This window comes from Variovorax sp. V93 (assembly GCF_041154485.1).
Taxonomy (GTDB): Bacteria; Pseudomonadota; Gammaproteobacteria; order Burkholderiales; family Burkholderiaceae_C; genus Variovorax; species Variovorax beijingensis_A.
In genome coordinates this window covers 1,206,368-1,223,950 of the sequence record NZ_AP028669.1, presented here as the reverse complement: position 1 = coordinate 1,223,950, position 17,583 = coordinate 1,206,368, and the positions used below count along the sequence as shown (strand labels likewise).

General features: G+C 65.7%; 16 protein-coding genes. 5 read left to right on the top strand and 11 right to left on the bottom strand.

Annotated elements, in window-relative coordinates:
* Positions 1-18: 18 nt before the first annotated feature.
* The 5 genes from pilQ to ACAM54_RS05480 are packed head-to-tail and all read right to left on the bottom strand — an operon-like array spanning position 19 to position 5,092.
* Positions 19-2,169, bottom strand: coding sequence for a type IV pilus secretin PilQ (gene pilQ, locus ACAM54_RS05500; RefSeq protein ID WP_369650077.1), 2,151 nt, complete (start codon positions 2,167-2,169; stop codon positions 19-21).
* Entirely contained in the window at positions 2,166-2,708 is a 543-nt protein-coding gene (locus ACAM54_RS05495) for a pilus assembly protein PilP (protein ID WP_145741008.1), read from the bottom strand. The genes pilQ and ACAM54_RS05495 overlap by 4 nt, the downstream gene beginning before the upstream one ends.
* Positions 2,705-3,388, bottom strand: coding sequence for a type 4a pilus biogenesis protein PilO (locus ACAM54_RS05490; protein WP_145741006.1), 684 nt, complete (start codon positions 3,386-3,388; stop codon positions 2,705-2,707). The genes ACAM54_RS05495 and ACAM54_RS05490 overlap by 4 nt, the downstream gene beginning before the upstream one ends.
* Positions 3,389-3,395: 7 nt before the next feature.
* On the bottom strand, positions 3,396-4,016 hold the full coding sequence (locus ACAM54_RS05485) for a PilN domain-containing protein (RefSeq protein ID WP_369650076.1): 621 nt from the start codon (positions 4,014-4,016) through the stop codon (positions 3,396-3,398).
* Entirely contained in the window at positions 4,013-5,092 is a 1,080-nt protein-coding gene (locus ACAM54_RS05480) for a pilus assembly protein PilM (RefSeq protein WP_369650075.1), read from the bottom strand. Before ACAM54_RS05480 ends, ACAM54_RS05485 begins: the two co-directional genes overlap by 4 nt.
* Positions 5,093-5,332: 240 nt before the next feature.
* Between ACAM54_RS05480 and ACAM54_RS05475 the strand changes: the two genes are divergently transcribed.
* On the top strand, positions 5,333-7,741 hold the full coding sequence (locus ACAM54_RS05475) for a penicillin-binding protein 1A (RefSeq protein WP_186454127.1): 2,409 nt from the start codon (positions 5,333-5,335) through the stop codon (positions 7,739-7,741).
* Positions 7,742-7,751: 10 nt separating this feature from the next.
* Here the strand turns inward: ACAM54_RS05475 and cyaY are convergent, their stop codons facing one another.
* On the bottom strand, positions 7,752-8,084 hold the full coding sequence (cyaY, locus tag ACAM54_RS05470; RefSeq protein ID WP_145740999.1) for an iron donor protein CyaY: 333 nt from the start codon (positions 8,082-8,084) through the stop codon (positions 7,752-7,754).
* 12 nt (positions 8,085-8,096) lie between these two features.
* Between cyaY and ACAM54_RS05465 the strand changes: the two genes are divergently transcribed.
* Both ACAM54_RS05465 and lysA read left to right on the top strand, forming a co-directional pair.
* The gene (locus ACAM54_RS05465) at positions 8,097-8,369 is read left to right on the top strand and encodes a lipoprotein (protein ID WP_307698599.1); all 273 of its coding nucleotides are present in this window, start codon (positions 8,097-8,099) and stop codon (positions 8,367-8,369) included.
* Complete coding sequence (lysA, locus tag ACAM54_RS05460; RefSeq protein ID WP_369650074.1) at positions 8,366-9,649, top strand: diaminopimelate decarboxylase; 1,284 nt, start codon at positions 8,366-8,368, stop codon at positions 9,647-9,649. Before ACAM54_RS05465 ends, lysA begins: the two co-directional genes overlap by 4 nt.
* Before the next feature lie 30 nt (positions 9,650-9,679).
* Here lysA and ACAM54_RS05455 read toward each other — a convergent pair whose 3' ends face one another.
* The 5 genes from ACAM54_RS05455 to ACAM54_RS05435 form a co-directional block, all read right to left on the bottom strand.
* A complete protein-coding gene (locus ACAM54_RS05455; RefSeq protein ID WP_209536441.1) occupies positions 9,680-10,348 on the bottom strand; it encodes a sulfite oxidase heme-binding subunit YedZ in 669 nt (222 codons plus the stop codon).
* Positions 10,349-10,375: 27 nt separating this feature from the next.
* Positions 10,376-11,386 (bottom strand): protein-methionine-sulfoxide reductase catalytic subunit MsrP, encoded by a 1,011-nt coding sequence (gene msrP / locus ACAM54_RS05450; protein ID WP_369650073.1) that lies wholly within the window; start codon positions 11,384-11,386, stop codon positions 10,376-10,378.
* Positions 11,387-11,503: 117 nt separating this feature from the next.
* Positions 11,504-12,820: a c-type cytochrome biogenesis protein CcsB gene (gene ccsB / locus ACAM54_RS05445; protein WP_369650072.1), complete on the bottom strand. Its 1,317-nt coding sequence runs from the start codon at positions 12,818-12,820 to the stop codon at positions 11,504-11,506.
* Positions 12,817-14,985, bottom strand: coding sequence for a cytochrome c biogenesis protein ResB (locus tag ACAM54_RS05440; protein ID WP_369650071.1), 2,169 nt, complete (start codon positions 14,983-14,985; stop codon positions 12,817-12,819). Before ACAM54_RS05440 ends, ccsB begins: the two co-directional genes overlap by 4 nt.
* A gap of 116 nt (positions 14,986-15,101) precedes the next feature.
* On the bottom strand, positions 15,102-15,770 hold the full coding sequence (locus ACAM54_RS05435) for a cytochrome c (RefSeq protein WP_145740987.1): 669 nt from the start codon (positions 15,768-15,770) through the stop codon (positions 15,102-15,104).
* A gap of 70 nt (positions 15,771-15,840) precedes the next feature.
* Here ACAM54_RS05435 and yihA point away from each other — a divergent pair, with 70 nt between their 5' ends.
* Both yihA and ACAM54_RS05425 read left to right on the top strand, forming a co-directional pair.
* The gene (gene yihA / locus ACAM54_RS05430; RefSeq protein ID WP_145740985.1) at positions 15,841-16,584 is read left to right on the top strand and encodes a ribosome biogenesis GTP-binding protein YihA/YsxC; all 744 of its coding nucleotides are present in this window, start codon (positions 15,841-15,843) and stop codon (positions 16,582-16,584) included.
* Between the two features lie 78 nt (positions 16,585-16,662).
* Complete coding sequence (locus ACAM54_RS05425) at positions 16,663-17,574, top strand: alpha/beta fold hydrolase (RefSeq protein ID WP_145740983.1); 912 nt, start codon at positions 16,663-16,665, stop codon at positions 17,572-17,574.
* The last annotated feature ends 9 nt before the right edge of the window (positions 17,575-17,583 follow it).

Here is a 17,583-nt window from a genome sequence, read left to right as displayed (position 1 = left end):
GGCTGCTACGCCCGCGCGTCAGCGCGCGGCGTTGCGGTCGGTAATCATCTTCGGAGTGATAAAGACGAGCATTTCGGTCTTGTTGGCAACGCGTTCGCGCTTGCGGAACAGTGCACCCAGGTAGGGCACTTCACCCAGCACCGGCACGCGCGATTCGTCATTGGTTTCGGTGAGTTCGAAGATACCACCGATGACGACCGTGCCGCCGTTCTCGACCAGCACCTCGGTCTGCACGTGCTTGGTGTTGATGGCCGGGCCGGCCGAGGTGTTGACACCGCGGGCATCCTTGCTCACGTCGAGCGTGAGGATGATGTTGCCTTCGGGCGTGATCTGCGGCGTGACCTCGAGCTTCAGCACCGCCTTGCGGAACGAAATGGAGGTGGCGCCGCTGGACGTGGCCTGCTGGTAGGGAATTTCCTCGCCCTGCTCGATCAGCGCCTTGGTCTGGTCGGCCGTGATGACGCGGGGGCTCGAGACCAGCTTGCCCTTGCCGTCGGCCTCGAGCGCCGAGATCTCGAGGTTCAGCATGCGCGAAAAGCTCGAGTTGAACAGCGAGATCGCGAAGGTGCCTGCCGCATTGCCGGTGCCGCCGGCATCGCCTGCGGGCAGGTTGATGAAGTTGGAGTTGGTCCAGGTGGTCGTCGCAGTGTTTCCGCTGCCGTTGGTACCTGCGGTGACCGTGGGCATCATGCCCAGGTTGGCGAAGGCCCGGTTCCCCGACGAGGAGGCGAAGCGCTCGCCAGCAATACCGCCGCCGAGCCGCACGCCCAGCGACTTGCCGAAGGTGTCGGAGGCTTCCACGATCCGCGCCTCGATCAGCACCTGGCGAACCGGAATGTCGAGCTTCTGGATCAGGTCGGCCACCTGCGCCAGGCGCGACGGGATGTCCGACACGAACAGCTGGTTGGTGCGCGACTCGGCGATCACGCTGCCGCGCGGGCTCAGGATGCGCGTGGTGGTGCCGGAGCCGCCCCCACCGCCGGCCGAGGCGCCGGTGCCGGTCAGGCCCTGCGCAATGGCGATCGCCTTGGTGTAGTTGAGCTGGAACGACTGGGTGCGCACCGGCTCCAGGTTCTCGATGGCGGCCTTGGCCTCGAATTCGAGCTTTTCCTTGGCGTTGATCTCGTCCTTGGGAGCGATCCACAGCACGCTGCCGTTCTTGCGCATGCCCAGGTTCTTCGCCTGCATGATGATGTCCAGGGCCTGGTCCCAGGGCACGTCCTTCAGCCGCAGCGTCAGCGCGCCGGTGACCGAGTCGGAGGTCACGATGTTGAAGTTGGTGAAGTCGGCGATCACCTGCAGCAGCGAGCGGATCTCGATGTTCTGGAAGTTCAGCGAGAGCTTCTCGCCGGTGTAGCCCACGCCCTGCGTCAGCTTGGTCGGGTCCACCTTGCGGGCGCGAACCTCCACCACGAACTGGTTTTCGCTCTGGTAGGCGCTGTGCTCCCAGTCGCCCTTGGCCTCGATCGTCATGCGCACGCGGTCGCCCGACTGCTGCGAGGTGATCAGCTGCACCGGCGTGTTGAAGTCGGCCACGTCGAGGCGGCGACGCAGTCCTTCGGGCAGGGTCGACTTGGTGAACTCGACCACCAGGTTCTTGCCCTGCTGGCGGACGTCGACGCCCACCTGGTTGTTCGGCAGGTCGACGATCACGCGGCCGGTGTTGTCCGCGCCCAGGCGGAAGTCGACGTCGCGCAGCGGCAGGGTGTCGCGGTTGCGGTTCTCGGCAAAGACGGTGGGCGTGGACGACGCCAGCGCGGTGCCGGCCGCGGGCTCGAGAATCACCAGCAGCGACTTGCCCTGGATCTCGGTCTTGTATGCGGTTGCCTGCTTGAGGTTGAGCACCACCCGGCTGCGCTCGCCGGCCTGAACCACATTGACGGAACGCAGGTTGCCCTGGTTCACCTCAATGGCGGAGCGGCCGATGGCGTTGGTGACGCCCGGGAAATCGAGCGCGATGCGCGCCGGCGTCTGCACGGCGAAGCCGGTCGGCAGGGCCGTGAGCGGCTGGGCGAGGTCGATGCGGATCACCTCCGCGCCGGACTGCGTCGAACTGGTCACCGCCTCGATGGCGTTTTGCGCATGGGCCAAAGCGAAAGCGCCAAGTGCCAGCAGACCCAGCCCCGCAGCTCGCAGCCGCTGTGCCATCGTTGATTTTTTATGATTCATTTCGCACTCTCTTGCAGCTGCAATGTCGCCACGCGTTCGATCCATTCACCGGCGGCGTCCTGCACGATCTCACGCAGGGCGATTTCGGTTTCGTTGATACGGGTAATGCGCCCGTAGTTGAGGCCCAGGTACTCGCCCACCCGCACCTTGTAGAGCAGCTTGTCGACGCGAACCAGCGCCACCGGCTGGCCGTTGCGGTTCATGCTGCCCACCATGGCCATCGAGTCGAGCGGGAAGGCTTCGAGCGCCTCCTTGCGGCGCACAAGCTCGGGGGCGATCAGTTCCGACGTGCTGGGCTGGTTCGATTCCCGGCGCAGCGCCTGGGTCAGCTTCAGCAGGTTGAACGGCTCGAACGCCGCGCCCTCGGTGTAGGCCTGGGGGGTGAATTTCTTGGGTTCCGTGATCGGCGGCACCGTGGGCTTGACCTGGGCGCGCTGCTCGACCATCCAGCGGCGCAGGTCTTCCTGCTCCGAGTCGGCGCAGGCGCTCAGGCCCAGGGCGGCCGCAACCAGCCAAAGGAGTTTGGCGGTCGTCCTCATTTCTTCGCCTTCGGCGCCGCGGCGCGTTTCTGGGCCGCTCGCTCTTCGTCATCGAGATAGCGGTAGGTGCGTGCCGTGGCATCCATCGTGAGGGTGCCGTCCTTGTCTTTTTGCTGCGGAGTGATCGTGAGGTTGTTCAGCGTCACGATGCGCGAGAGGCTCGCGATGTCGGCGGCGAAGGAGCCGATGTCGTGGTAGCGGCCGGTCACACGCACGGCGATCGGCAGTTCCGCGTAGTAGTCCTTCACCGAAACCTGTCCCGGGCGGAACAGCTCGAACTGCAGGCTGCGTCCGAGGCCGGCCTGGTTGATGTCGGACAGCAATGCGTCCATTTCCGCCTTGCTGGGCAGCTGCTTCTCGAGCAGCGTCACGTATTGCTGCACCTGCTCGCGCTGCTTCTTCAGCAGATCGAGGTTGGCGGCCAGCGCCACCTTCTTCTGGTAGTCGGCGCGCAGCGTGACTTCCTTGGCGCGCTCGCTCTCGAGCTCGTCGTTCGAATTGGTGAGCCAGAGGAACCACAGGCCGGCCAGCACCAGCGCGGTCACCGCCAGGCACAGGGCGTAGCGGGGCACCGCCGGCCATGCGGACGGGTCGTTCGGGTTCAGGTTGCGGAACTGGTCGCCGAAGCCGCGCAGCGCCGCGCCGACGTCCATTTTTTGAGAGGGGCGATTGCTTGCCATGATCCGTCTACCCCTTGACTGGCGCCGCTGCAGCCAGCGCCTTGTCGGCGGCGGCCTTCTGCGCGTCGGTCGGCCGCTTGAGGCCGATGCGCATCGTGAAGTTCGCCACGCGGCGCTGGTCGCGCTGACTCAGGCTCACCGTCGCGGAAGTGATTTCGACCAGTTCGGGCTTGACCAGCCACGAACTGTTGTTGCCCAGGTTGCGCAGCAGCTCCGAGACGCGCTCGTTCGACTGTGCCATGCCCTGCAGCGTGACGGTCTGGTTGTCCTGCTTCATGCTGGTCAGGTAGACGCCGTCGGGCAGCTGGCGAACCAGTTCGTTGAGCAGGTGCACCGGCAGGTTGCGGTCGCCCTGGAGGTCTTCGACCGCCTGCTGGCGTGCGCGCAGCGCGGCAATTTCTTCCTGCAGGGTCGAGATTTCCTTGATTTCGACTTCGAGCTTGGTGATCTCGGTCTTCAGGAAATTGTTCTTGGCCTGCTGGGCCGAGATCTGAGCCTCGAACCACAGATAGCCCAGGCCGGCGATCAGCACGCCCAGCAAGGCGGCTGCGCCCAGGGTGCCGTAGAACGCTTCGCGGCGCCGCTTGCGCGCGGCTTCGCGATGCGGAAGCAGGTTGATGAGGATCACTGCACGAACCTCCGCATGGCCAGACCGCAAGAGGTCAGGTAGGAAGGCGCTTCGCGCCGAACCTTCTTCTCGCGGATGTTCGGACCCAGTTCCATGCCGTCGAACGGGTTCACGAGCGAACAGGCGAACGATGTCTGGCGCGTCACGGCGCTGGCCAGGCTGGGCAGCGACGCCGAGCCGCCTGCAAGCAGCACGTAGTCCACACGGTTGTGGGGCGTGCTGGTGAAGAAGAACTGCAGCGCACGGGCAATTTCCTGCGCGATGCTTTCCACGAAGGGCTTCAGGACGCCTGAGCCGTAGTCGTCGGGCAGGTCGCCGCTGCGTTTCTTGGCTTCGGCCTCTTCGGCCGAGAAACCGTACTGGCGCACGATCAGCTGGGTCAGCTGCGCGCCGCCGAAAGCCTGGTCGCGGTCGTACAGCACTTCCTGGTTGCGCAGCACCTGCATGCTGGTGGTGAAGGCACCCACTTCGAAAAGCGCCACCACGGCATCGAGGCCCTTGCCGGGCAATTGCTCGATCAGGCGGGCGGTCGCGAGCCGGGAGGCATAGGACTCGACGTCGAGGATCACCGCCTTCAGCCCGGCCGCTTCGGCCAGGCCTTCGCGGTCCTGGACCTTTTCCTTGCGGGACGCGGCAATCAGCACCTCGACGTCGCCGGCAGAGGCGGTGCTCTGCCCGGTGACGCAGAAATCGAGGCTGACTTCGTCGAGCGAGAACGGGATGTACTGGTTGGCTTCGGACTCGACCTGGATTTCGAGCTCCTGCTCGCTCATGCCGCCCGGAAGAATGATCTTCTTGGTGATGACCGCCGAAGGAGGCAGCGCCAGCGCGACGTTGCGGGTGCGGGTGCCGCTCTTGCGCACGACGCGGCGGACGGCTTCGGCCACTTCGTCGAACTTCTCGACGTTGCCGTCGGTGATCCAACCCCGTTCCAGGGGTTCGATCGCGCAGCGCTCGAGAACCAGCTTGCCACTGGCTTCACGGCCGAGCTCGACCAGCTTCACGCTGGAGGAGCTGACATCCAGGCCGAGCATGGGGGCGTTCTGACGGCGAAACAATGATCCGAAAGCAGCCAAGTTAGGTCCCTTTACCCCTGCATTTGTAACCAATGGAAAAATTTGCGTTCGGTTGCATGCTAGCAGCAGGCGTACCGGCGACCAAGCAACCCCCGCCGGCAAAATGGCGGACCGTTGTCAAAAGCTGACGCCGAAGCCACATTTGGTAACTTTTGGTTTAGCCCGCAAAACGATGCACCCAAGTTCGGCCCGTGGCAAGGGGGCGGCTTTTTATAATGTGCGGTGACTCCCCGGGCCCACATGCAAGAAACTTCACGCCCCAAAGGGCCAGCCAAGACCCCTCCTTCCACACGACCAGCCTGGCTGAAATGGCTGCTGCGCTTCATGGTCTGGGGGTTCGGCATCGCCGCGGCCGGTGTTCTGGCGTTGCTGTGCGTGATCGCCGTCGCCCTGGCTGTGGCCTATCCCAACCTTCCCGACATCTCCGAGCTGTCGGACTACCGGCCGAAACTGCCGCTGCGGGTCTTCTCCGCGGAGGGCATCCTGATTGGCGAATTCGGCGAGGAGCGACGCAATCTAACCCCGATCGCGGCAATCCCCAAGCTCGTGAAGGAGGCGGTGTTGGCTGCTGAAGACACGCGCTTCTACGACCATGGCGGCGTCGACTACAAGGGCATGGTGCGCGCCGGGCTGGCCAACATGAACCGCGTGAAGAGCCAGGGCGCGTCGACCATCACGATGCAGGTGGCGCGCAACGTCTACCTGAGCTCCGAGAAAACGCTGACCCGCAAGATCTACGAGGTGCTGCTCACCTTCAAGCTGGAGCACCTGCTCACCAAGGACCAGATCTTCGAGATCTACCTGAACCAGATCTACCTGGGCAACCGCGCCTACGGCTTCGCGGCCGCATCCGAAGCGTATTTCGGCAAGCCGCTGCAGGAGCTCTCCATTGCGCAGGCGGCCATGCTGGCGGGCCTGCCGAAGGCGCCGGGCGCAAACAACCCCGTCAACAACCCGCAGCGCGCGCGTGGCCGCCAGTTCTATGTGATCGACCGCATGCAGGATGCAGGCTTCATCACCGCCGAGCAGGCCGCCGAAGCCAAGAAAGAGGAATTGCACCTGCGCGATGCGGCCGACCCGAACCGGCTGCACGCCGAATACGTGGCTGAAACCGTGCGCCAGCTGATGTATGCGCAGTATGGCGACAGCACCTACACGCGCGGACTCAAGGTCTACACCTCGCTGGTCGCCGCCGACCAGGCTGCGGCATACAAGGCCCTGCGCAAGGGCATCATGGATTACGAGCGGCGCCAGATTTACCGCGGCCCCGAGAAATTCGTCGATTTGCCCAACGACCCGAAGGAACTCGACGATGCGGTGGACGACGCCCTGACCGACCATCCCGACAACGGCGACGTGATGGCGGCGGTGGTGCTCAAGGCCAATGCCAAGGAAATCTCGGCCGTGCGCGGCAACGGCGACCCGGTGCAGATCACGGGTGAGGGCCTCAAGCCCGCACAGTCCGGCCTTTCCGACAAGGCGCCGCCCAACATCAAGATTCGGCGCGGCGCGGTGATCCGCGTGGTGAAGACGCCCAAGAACACCTGGGAAATCACCCAGCTGCCCGAAGTGGAAGGCGCCTTCGTCGCCATGGATCCGCGCGACGGCGCCATCAAGGCGCTGGTGGGCGGATTCGATTTCGGCAAGAACAAGTTCAACCACGTCACGCAGGCCTGGCGCCAGCCGGGCTCGAGCTTCAAGCCCTTCATCTATTCGGCTGCGCTCGAAAAGGGCTTCACGCCGGCCACGGTCATCAACGACGGGCCCCTGTTCTTCGATGCCGGCACCACCGGCGGCCAGCCCTGGGAGCCCAAGAACTACGGCGGGGGCTACGACGGCCCGATGTCGATGCGCACCGCGCTCATGAAATCGAAGAACCTGGTCTCGATCCGCATCCTGCAGTCGATCGGTACGCGCTACGCCCAGGAATGGATCACCAATTTCGGCTTCGACAAGGACAAGCACCCGGCCTACCTGCCGATGGCGCTGGGCGCCGGCGCGGTCACGCCGATGCAGATGGCCACCGCCTATTCGGTGTTCGCCAACGGCGGCTACCGCGTCAATCCCTACCTGGTGACGCGCATCACCGACCACAAGGACAAGGTGCTGGTCGACAAGCAGCCGCCGCTGCTCAACGAAACGATCCGCGCCATTCCCCAGCGCAACGCATTCATCATGGACACGCTGCTGCAGTCGGTGGCGCGCGCCGGCACCGCCGCCAAGGCCCAGGCCATGCTCAAGCGGCCCGACCTCTACGGCAAGACCGGCACCACCAACGACTCGCTCGATGCCTGGTTCGCCGGCTTCCAGCCCACGATGACGGCCATCTCCTGGATCGGATACGACACGCCGCGCAACCTGGGCGACCGCGAAACCGGCGGCGGCCTGAGCCTGCCGATCTGGATCAACTACATGGAAACGGCGATCAAGGGCGTGCCCGTGACCGATCTTTCCGCCACGCCGCCGTCCGGCGTCGTGAGTGTGGGCGGCGAGTGGTACTACGACGACTACGCGCCGGGCCGCGGCGTGTCCAGCCTCGGCGTGGACACGCCGTCATCGCCGCCGGCCGAGTCCCTGAGCGGTGTTCCGGTGAGCCCGCCCCCGCCGCCCGAGGAGCGCAATCGCATCCTCGACCTCTTCAGGAACTGAAACTGATGGTTCAGGCAGCCGCAAACTCCAGCGGCTGCCCGGCCTGAAGGCTCGCCTCACGCGAAAGATTTCCGAAGAATTCCTCGCCCGTCTTGGTGTCGACCCAGGCCTTGCCGTCGTAGCGGTAGTGGTAGCCGCCGGAGCGCGCGGCAAGCCAGATTTCCTGCAGGGGCTTCTGCAGGTTCACGATCAGCTGGCTGCCGTTCTTGAATGAAATCGTGATCATGCCGCCCACGCGCTGGTTGTCGATGTCGGCGTCGGTCGCATCGTTGATGCGATCGCAGCCCAGCTCGATGGCGGCGAGCGCGGCTTCGGCGCGGTCCATGTATTCGGAGTCGGTCATTACAATTTCGTTATGTTGAATGTTCGTCAAATTCTAGTGAGCGCCCCCGCCCGCGCTGTGCTCATGGTCAGTCTTGCCGCGGCGGCGGCCGCTTTGTCTGCCTGCGGCCAGCGCGGACCGCTGTTCCTGCCGACCGATCCGGCGGCGGCCCAGCGTGCCACCCTGCCTCAGCTGCTGACCCCCGGCGGCCCGCGCGCCGCTTCGGAAGCAGAAGCCGCGCCCAAGCCCGCTGCGGCCAGCAGCGCCCCGGCTCCGGCCACCCCCAGCACCGGAACGCAAAAGTGACGAACGCTTCCTCGACCCTTCCCGGCCATCCGCACATTGCGCATCGCGACGGCGCGCTCCACGTCGAAGGCCTTGGCCTGGACGCGCTGGCCCGCGAGCATGGCACGCCGCTGTTCGTCTATTCGAAGCAGTGGATGCTCGACGCGCTGGCCGCCTACCAGCGCGGCTTCGAGGGCCGCAGGGCCCTGATCTGCTATGCAATGAAGGCGAATTCGTCGCTCGGCGTGCTGCGCGTGTTCGCCGAAGCCGGCTGCGGCTTCGACATCGTCTCGGGCGGAGAGCTGGCGCGCGTGCTTGCCGTGGGCGCCGACCCGGCCAAGATCATCTTCTCGGGTGTGGGCAAGACCCGCGCCGAAATGCGGCAGGCGCTGGCGGCCGGCATCGCCTGCTTCAACGTCGAGAGCGAAGCCGAGCTCGACGTGCTCAACGAAGTGGCGCTGGCCGAAGGGCGCCGCGCGCCCATCAGCATCCGCATCAATCCGAACGTCGACCCGAAGACGCATCCCTACATTTCCACCGGCCTCAAGGGCAACAAGTTCGGCATTGCCCATGACCGTGCGGTCGAGGCGTATCGGCATGCCGCCAGGCTGCCGGGACTCGAGGTGGTCGGCATCGACTGCCACATCGGCTCGCAGATCACCGAGGCCTCGCCCTACCTGGACGCCTGCGACCGGGTGCTCGACCTGGTCGAGGCCATCGAGGCGGCCGGGGTGCCCATTCACCACCTCGACTTCGGCGGCGGCCTGGGCATCGACTACAACGGCGAAGTGCCGCCCAAGGCCGATGCGCTGTGGCAGCAGCTGCTCGCACGGCTCGACGCCCGCGGCTTCGGACAGCGCAAGCTCGTCGTCGAGCCGGGCCGTTCGCTGGTCGGCAATGCGGGCGTGTGCGTGACCGAGGTGCTCTACACCAAGCCGGGCGAAGACAAGAATTTCTGCATCGTCGACGCGGCCATGAACGACCTGCCGCGGCCTGCGATGTACCAGGCGTTCCAGAAGATCGTGCCGCTGCGCATCCGCGGCGGCGACGCGCCGACCTACGACGTGGTCGGCCCGGTCTGCGAAAGCGGCGACTGGATCGGCCGCGACCGCGCGCTCAACGTGGTGGCCGGCGACCTGCTGGCGGTGCTGTCGGCCGGTGCGTACTGCATGAGCATGGCCAGCAACTACAACACGCGCGGCCGGGCCGCCGAAGTGCTGGTGAGCGGCCGGACCGCCACGCTGATCCGCCGCCGCGAGACGATGGAAGACCAGCTGCGCAGCGAGCAGATCGAGGGCTGATCCGCGCGGGATCGGCGTGGTTCGCGCCGGTCAGCCGGTGCTGCTGCGCAGCGCCTTCTCGCTGCTGCTGCCGCCGCGCACGCCGGCCGACGGCTTCGGCCTGCGCTTGCTCGCGTAGTTCCACACGCGCCATCCGAGCAGCGCCGCGATGATCGCGGCGTAGACGAACACCTCGGCAAAGTTGTTCTTGCCCGCACGCATCCAGAAGAAGTGCAGCAGGCCCAGGCCGGCAATCAGGTAGACCAGCTTGTGCAGCATCTGCCAGCGCTTGGCCCCCATGGCCTTGATGGCGCGGTTGAACGAGGTGGCCGCCAGCGGCGTCAGCAGCACGAAGGCCGAGAACCCCACCAGGATGAACGGCCGCTTGGCAATGTCCTTGGCGATGTCGGCCCACTCGAAGCCCATGTCGAACCAGCTGTAGCACAGCAGGTGCAGCACCACGTAGAAATACGCGAACAGGCCCAGCATGCGGCGAAAGCGCGCCAGCGCATTGGTCTTGGCCATCACGCGCAGCGGCGTCACCGCGAGCACGATGCAGATGAAGCGCAGGGTCCAGTCGCCGGTGGCGCGGATCAGGAACTCGGCCGGATTCGCGCCCAGCCCGTCGGTGAACGCGCCGTAGGCCAGCCGCGCGAACGGCAGCAGGCACAGCAGGAAGATGGCCGGCTTGGCCGCCGGATGCATGAGCAGCTTGTTCATGGGGCAAGGGCCGCGTGCGGTGCCGGCTCAGTAGTTCTTCTTCAGGTCCATGCCCGCATAGAGCTGGCCGACCTGGGCTTCGTAGCCGTTGAAGATCAGCGTCTTGTTGCGCTTGGCGAAGAGTCCGCCGCCGTCGCCGATGCGGCGCTCGGTGGCCTGGCTCCAGCGCGGATGGTCGACATTCGGATTGACGTTCGAATAGAAGCCGTATTCCTGTGCCGCCGCCTTGTTCCAGGCCGTGCCCGGCTCCTTCTCGACGAAGCGGATCTTGACGATCGACTTGGCCGACTTGAACCCGTACTTCCACGGCACCACGATGCGCACCGGCGCGCCATTCTGGTTGGGCAGCACCTCGCCGTACATGCCGAAGGCCAGCAGCGTGAGCGGGTGCATGGCTTCGTCCATGCGGAGCCCCTCGGTGTAGGGCCAGTCGAGCACGCGCGAGCCCACGAAGGGCATGGTCTTGGGATCAGCCAGGGTCACGAACTCCACGTACTTCGCATTGCCCTGCGGCTCGACCTTCCTGATGAGCTCCGCCAGCGAATAGCCCACCCAGGGAATGACCATCGACCAGCCCTCGACGCAGCGCAGGCGGTAGATGCGCTCTTCCTGCGCGCTGAGCTTGAGCAGGTCTTCGATGCCGTACTTGCCGGGCTTCTTGACCAGGCCCTCGACCTCCACGGTCCAGGGACGGGTCTTGAGCGTGCCGGCGTTCTTGACCGGGTCGCCCTTGTCGGTGCCGAACTCGTAGAAGTTGTTGTAGCTCGTCGCGTCCTTGTAGTCGGTGAGCTTTTCCATCGTCTGCGCACCCGGCACGGCGGACTTGGCCCCCGGAAGCAGCGCCAGCTTGTGCGGGCCCGTGGCCTGGGCGAAAGCCTCGCGTCCCGCAAAGCTCGCCAGCGCCGCACCGGCCGCGCCGCCGGCCATCAGCTTGAGCAAGTCGCGCCGGCCCTCATAGACGGTGCGCGGCGTGATCTCGCTCGAGAGCGGGTGGATGAAACCGCTGCTGCGACCCTGCGGACGGAAATGGAACGACATGTGATGGCCTTTCGCGTGAATCGTTGTGCTCAGGGTAGTTCGTGGAATTCCCTGGTCCGGTTACGCGCGATCGCTGCGCGTGGTTTCAATTCTTCGCGAAAAGGCCGGCAGCCCCGCCTACAGCGTGCCGTAGCTGTGCAGTCCGCTCAGGAACATGTTCACGCCAAGGAACGCGAAGGTGGTCACCGCCAGGCCGCCCAGCGCCCACCAGGCGGCCACGGTGCCGCGCAAACCCTTGACCAGCCGCATGTGCAGCCAGGCCGCGTAGTTGAGCCAGACGATCAGGGCCCAGGTTTCCTTCGGGTCCCAGCTCCAGTAGCCGCCCCAGGCGTCGGCCGCCCACAGGGCACCGAGCACGGTGGCAATGGTGAAGAATGCGAAGCCGACCGTGATCGACTTGTACATCACATCGTCGAGCACCTCGTTGGCGGGCAGCCGGGCGGCAATGCGCCGGCGGCCGAGCAGGATGCCCGCAGCAATCAGCGCGGAAATGCCCGCATAGATCACCCAATAGCTGCCGCCGGCCTCCTGCACGCGCTGGCGGAAGGCCACCGGCACGAAGCACAGCGCCACGCCCAGGAGCCAGATCGGCGTGAGCTTGTACCAGCGCGTTTCCTCAGCCTGCTCCTTGATGAGGTAGGCGAAGGCCACCATGGCAGCGAGCGCGAAGGTGCCGTAGCCAATGAAGTTGGCCGGCACGTGCAGCTTCATCCACCAGCTCTGCAGCGCCGGCACCAGCGGCTGGATCTCGTGCGCATTGCGCACCAGCGTGTACCAGAGCAAAAAGCCGACCGCCGCGCTCACCACCAGCATCACGAAGGCGCCGAGCGTGCGCGTGCCGTAGCGCGATTCGAAGTAGAGATAGAAAGCCGTCGTGAGCCAGCAGAACAGCACGAACACTTCGTACAGGTTGCTGACCGGAATGTGGCCGATATCGGGCCCCAGCAGGTGGCTCTCGTACCAGCGCACCATGGTGCCGATGAGCGCCATGGCAATGGCGGCCCAGGCCAGGCGCGAACCGATCAGCTCGAAGGTGTCGCCCTGCTTGCCGCCGAAGAAACCGAGCCAGTAGAACAGCGTGCTCATGAAGAACAGCACGCTCATCCAGAGAATGGCCGACTGGCTCGACAGGAAGTACTTGAGCCAGAACACCGTGTCCGCGCGGGCCAGGTCGCCCTGGTAGGAGCTGATGGCCAGCAGCGAGGCCAGCGCCACCACGATGGCCAGCACCCGCAGCGGACGCCAGAACCAGCCAATCGCAATGACCGACACCATTGCGGCGGCGAGGATGGGTTTTTCGTACGAGTCCATCGCGCCCGCGTACCGGGCAAAGGCAAACAGCCCGCCCGCCAGCACCAGCGCAGCGAATATCCAGTCGAAAAGATTGCGGCGCGAAAACCAGCTTTCGTGGAGCGTGAGGGTGGTGGTGTTCATGGTGACGCCGGTCCTTCTGTCTTCAAGGCAAGCAGCTTGTGCTTGAGGTGCTCGAACTCGCGATCGCTGTCGATGGTCTTGCGGTTGACCGAGAAGGCCATCGTGGCGGCCGTGGTGTTGTCTCCGGAGCCCGCGCCATCGGGGGTGAGCCACACCCAGAGCCGGCGCTCGCGCACGTACAGCATGGCAAAAATCCCGACGATCAGCAACAGGCAGCCCAGATAGACCACGTTCTTGCCGGGCGCGCGCGCCACCTGGAACACGCTGGCCTGCACCTGGGTGAAGTCGGTCATCATCATGGCGACCGGCGCCGGGTAGAAGTACGCGTCGCTGATGGCCAGCACCGCCTGGGTCAGGAAGGCCTGCGACTTCTCGTCGCTCGGCAACGCCGCGAGCCCCGCGCCTTCGCGGCTCAGGTTGAGCGCCTCGAACAGTACGTCGTTGAGGATGCGCACCAGCACCGCACCGGCACGTTCGCGCTCGGCCTCGGGCACGTTGGCCTCCATGAATTCCGCAATCGCCTGCCAGCCCCCCAGCGTGGTGGCGTCGGCCTTGGCGCGCTCGCTGCCAGCAAACAGGGCGAGCGCGCGCGCCGCCGAAACGCGCAGCTGCTCGGCCATTTCGGGCCGCTTCGGATCGACCGCCTTGGCGATGTAGCGCTCGACCGCGCGGTTGCGGGTGTCGGCGTCGGCCAGCGCGCTGCGCATGCGCACGAAGCCGTCCATGGAGCCTTGCTCGTCGGCCGGCACGCGCAGGTAGCGGAACGGCTCCTCGGGCTTCTCGCGCATGCCGAGCAGGAACACCGGCTGGCCGTCGCCGGTATCGACCGGCACCATGTAGTTCTGGTACTCGCGCGCCTGGCCGGCGGCATCGCGCAGCTTGTAGCCGATGCTCGGGCCGATGTTGCGCAGCACCTTGGGCTTGCTGGTCTTGTTGGCGGCGCCCAGGCGCGATTCGATGTCGTGGCGCAGGTCGACCTTGCGTACGTCGGCGCCGCTGCCCATGGCGCCGCCGTCGGCAAAGTTCTCGACGTTGATCACGCGCAACGCGGCGTATTCGAGCGTGAGCTTTTCGCGGCCGTTGGTGATTTCGGTGCTCGGCCCGCCGATGACGCCCTCGACCTCGAAGGGCTTGGCCGCAGCCGCCATCGGCACCGCCTTGAGCTTCACCTTGGAGCCGCCGTCGTCGAAGCTCGACTGGTAGATTTCCACGCCCTTGTAGCTGGCCGGATGGTTGACCTCGATGCGCGCGGGCACCTGGGCGCCGGTCTCGCGGTCGTGCAGCACCACTTCGCTCGCGAACAGCTTGGGCATGCCGGTCGAGTAGTAGTCGACGATGAACTTCTTGAGCTCGATCGAGAACGGCAGCTCCTGCAGCAGCACGCCGTCGGACTGCTGCAGGATGGCCACGCTGCCCTGCGCGCCCTCGGGCACCAGGATGTTGCCGCGGAAGGTCGGGTTGCGCGGCGACAGCCGGTGCTGCGCCGGCACGTCGGCAATCATGCCGCCGCCGGTGAACACGCTCTTGCCGTTGAACCAGGTCTGGGCCCGCACCACCAGGTCGCCATCGAGCAGGCCGCCGATGCACACCAGCACGATCGCGCTGTGGGCGGCGATGTAGCCCAGCTTGTGGGCACCGCCCGCGCGCGCGGCCACCATCCAGCCGGCTTCGGCATGGCCGCCCGCGGCTTCGCGCTGCTGGAGCTTGACCTTCCATCCGCCGCTCACCAGCAACTGGCCGATGCGGTTGGCCGCCGCGGCGGGCGCCTCGTCGAGCCGGCTCTCGGCGCGCTGGCCGAAGGCCTTGAGGCTCTGCGCGCGGATGCCTTCCTTGAAGGTCTTCAGGTCGATGAAGATGCGCGGCGTGTTGCGCGCGATGCACAGCGAGGTGCTGATCACCAGGAACAGCAGGATCAGCAGGAACCACCAGGCGCTGTAGACCGAATCGAGCCTGGCCGCGCGGAACAGCTCGGCCCAGAACGGCCCGAACTGGTTGATGTAGTTGTTGATCGACTCGTGCTGCTTGAGCACGGTGCCGATGATCGATGCGATGCAGATGACGGTGAGCAGCGCAATCGCGAAGCGCATCGACGAAAACAGTTCCACCGCAGCGCGGAGCACTTGCGGGCCGCGATGAACGCGAAGGCCGTGGGTGGAGACAGACATCGGTCGATGGGAAAAAAGAAACAGGGAAAAAGCAAAGGGCGGGCCATCCAGCTGGATCGGCCCGCCCTCTGTTTGGGTTTTTTATCGGCGGTTAGTTCACGCTGAAGCGCGTGGTGTCAGCGCAGGCCGGCGATGTAATCTGCAACAGCCTTGATTTCGCGGTCGTTGAGCTTTGCGGCCACGCCGGTCATGGGAGCGCTGTTCTGGCGCACGTTGTCCCGGAAAGCAACAAGCTGTGCCACCGTGTAGTCGGCATGCTGGCCGCCCAGGCGCGGGTACTGCGCGGGCATGCCGGCGCCATTGGGGCTGTGGCAGCCGGCGCAGGCCGGGATCTGGCGATCGGAAACGCCGCCGCGGTAGATCTTCTCGCCCAGCGCGACCAGGTCCTTCTCCTTGGAGAAGCCGGTCTTGATCTTCTTGGAGCCCACGAACCAGGCGATGTTGCGCATGTCCTCGTCGGACAGCTTGGCCGCCATGGGCTGCATGATCGCGCTCTTGCGCTTGCCGGACTTGAATTCCTGCAGCTGCTTGAGGATGTATTCGGGGTGCTGCTGCGCCAGCTTGGGGTTGGCCGCAATGGCCGAGTTGCCGTCCGCGTTGTGGCAGGAAGCGCAGGCCTGGGCGGCGGAATTGAACAGCGCGTCGCCCTTGGCGGGATCGGGCTTGGCCGGCTTGGCCGCGACGGGTCCGTCAGCTGGCGCGGCGGCGTGCTCGTCGGCCGCGAGGCTAGCGCTGGCTGCGACGCCCATGAGGGCTGCAAGCAGAAAATTGGCAAACAACTTCATATCGGGGGCTCGATTTATTGGCGCAAAACCGCGCGATTCTACAATGGCAGCCCGTTCCGAAAGCTCATTGATGATCACCCCGTCGCGCAAGCACGCTGCTCCCCCTTCCCGCGCGACCCCTGCCGTGGACCCTCTTGTCGCCGAGCGCGAACGCACCGCGCTCGGCTGGCTGCACACGGCGCACTTCCTCACCAGCGCCCCGCAGCTGGAGCATCTGCCCCCGCTCGACCTGCCCGAAATCGCCTTTGTCGGCCGCTCGAACGCGGGCAAATCGACCGCCATCAACACGCTCACGCAGCAGACGCGCCTGGCCTTCGCCTCCAAGACGCCGGGCCGCACGCAGCACATCAACCTGTTCGGCGTCGGCAAGCAGAAGGCCGACGACGCCGTGCTGGCCGACCTGCCCGGCTACGGCTATGCCGCCGTTCCCAGGGAAGCCAAGCTGCGCTGGCAGCGCGTCATGGGCAACTACCTGATGACGCGCGAGAACCTGCGCGGCGTGGTGTTGATGTGCGACCCGCGCCACGGCATGACCGAGCTCGACGAGATCCTGCTCGACGTGATCCGTCCGCGCGTGGAGCAGGGGCTCAAGTTCCTCGTGCTGCTGACCAAGTCCGACAAGCTCACGCGCAGCGAGGGCGCCAAGGTGCTGTCCATTACGCGACTGCAGGCCGGCGGTGGCGAGGTCAAACTGTTCTCCGCCCTCAAGAAACAGGGCGTGGGCGAAGCCGCCGAGCTGCTGTGGCGCTGGGCGCATCCACCCGGAGAAGAAAAACCGGAGGCGGCCCAGCCGGCCGCGCCGCAAGACACCTAGGCGAAAACCGGCGCGGGCCGTTTCATCTGCGTGATCCACTATGAAAACAATAGCAACGAAAGTTGAAGGAGACCCCGCATGATCGAGACGTTCCAGCGCAGCCTGCCCAACGGAATCACGCTGAGCTGCCGCGCAACCGGCACGCCCGGGCGACCGCTGATGATGTTCCTTCATGGTTTTCCCGAAGCCGCCTTCATCTGGGACGAACTGCTCGAGCACTTCGCCCAGCCTGAACACGGCGGCTATCGCTGCGTCGCGCCCAATCTGCGCGGCTTCGAAAAGTCGAGTGCGCCCACCGAGGTGGCCGCATACAAGGCCCACCTGCTGATCCAGGACATCCAGCAACTGGCGGCCACCGAAAGCGCCGACGGCACCATGGCTGCCCTGGTCGCGCACGACTGGGGCGGCGCTTTCGGCTGGGGCTATGCCAATGCCTTTGCGCAGCAGGTCGGCAAGCTGGTCATCATCAATTCGCCGCACCCCGGCACCTTCACGCGCGAGCTGCGCCACAACCCGGCGCAGCAGCAAGCCAGCGCCTACATGAACTTTCTCGCCAGGCCCGATGCCGAGGCCCTGCTCTCGGCCGACGACTTCAAGCGCATGTGGCCCTTCTTCACCTTGATGAAGGCCGGGCCCGATGGCTTCGGCTGGCTGACCGAGGATGTGAAGCAGCGCTACCGAGAAGTGTGGAATGCGGGCCTCACGGGCGCCTGCAACCTGTATCGCGTCACGCCGATGAAGCCGCCGTTGCCGGGCCAGAGCATCGACGGCATTCCGGTGCTGCCGCGCGAGCGGCTCACCATCGACGTGCCGACCTTCGTCTTCTGGGCGCTCGACGACGCTGCGCTGCTGCCGGGCCTGCTCGAAGGCCTGGAAGACTACGTACCGAAGCTCGAGGTCAAGAAGGTGCCCAACGCCACCCACTGGATCGTGCACGAGCAGCCGCAGCTGGTCGCGCGCGAGATCGAAGCCTTTCTTGCCAGGGGTTGAAGCGGCTCC

Coding starts and splice junctions, on each gene's coding strand:
- pilQ (WP_369650077.1), bottom strand. CDS start 2,169: ATGAATCATAAAAAATCAACGATGGCACAGCGGCTGCGAGCTGCGGGG.
- ACAM54_RS05495 (WP_145741008.1), bottom strand. CDS start 2,708: ATGAGGACGACCGCCAAACTCCTTTGGCTGGTTGCGGCCGCCCTGGGC.
- ACAM54_RS05490 (WP_145741006.1), bottom strand. CDS start 3,388: ATGGCAAGCAATCGCCCCTCTCAAAAAATGGACGTCGGCGCGGCGCTG.
- ACAM54_RS05475 (WP_186454127.1), top strand. CDS start 5,333: ATGCAAGAAACTTCACGCCCCAAAGGGCCAGCCAAGACCCCTCCTTCC.
- cyaY (WP_145740999.1), bottom strand. CDS start 8,084: ATGACCGACTCCGAATACATGGACCGCGCCGAAGCCGCGCTCGCCGCC.
- ACAM54_RS05465 (WP_307698599.1), top strand. CDS start 8,097: ATGTTGAATGTTCGTCAAATTCTAGTGAGCGCCCCCGCCCGCGCTGTG.
- ACAM54_RS05455 (WP_209536441.1), bottom strand. CDS start 10,348: ATGAACAAGCTGCTCATGCATCCGGCGGCCAAGCCGGCCATCTTCCTG.
- msrP (WP_369650073.1), bottom strand. CDS start 11,386: ATGTCGTTCCATTTCCGTCCGCAGGGTCGCAGCAGCGGTTTCATCCAC.
- ccsB (WP_369650072.1), bottom strand. CDS start 12,820: ATGAACACCACCACCCTCACGCTCCACGAAAGCTGGTTTTCGCGCCGC.
- ACAM54_RS05440 (WP_369650071.1), bottom strand. CDS start 14,985: ATGTCTGTCTCCACCCACGGCCTTCGCGTTCATCGCGGCCCGCAAGTG.
- ACAM54_RS05435 (WP_145740987.1), bottom strand. CDS start 15,770: ATGAAGTTGTTTGCCAATTTTCTGCTTGCAGCCCTCATGGGCGTCGCA.
- yihA (WP_145740985.1), top strand. CDS start 15,841: ATGATCACCCCGTCGCGCAAGCACGCTGCTCCCCCTTCCCGCGCGACC.
- ACAM54_RS05425 (WP_145740983.1), top strand. CDS start 16,663: ATGATCGAGACGTTCCAGCGCAGCCTGCCCAACGGAATCACGCTGAGC.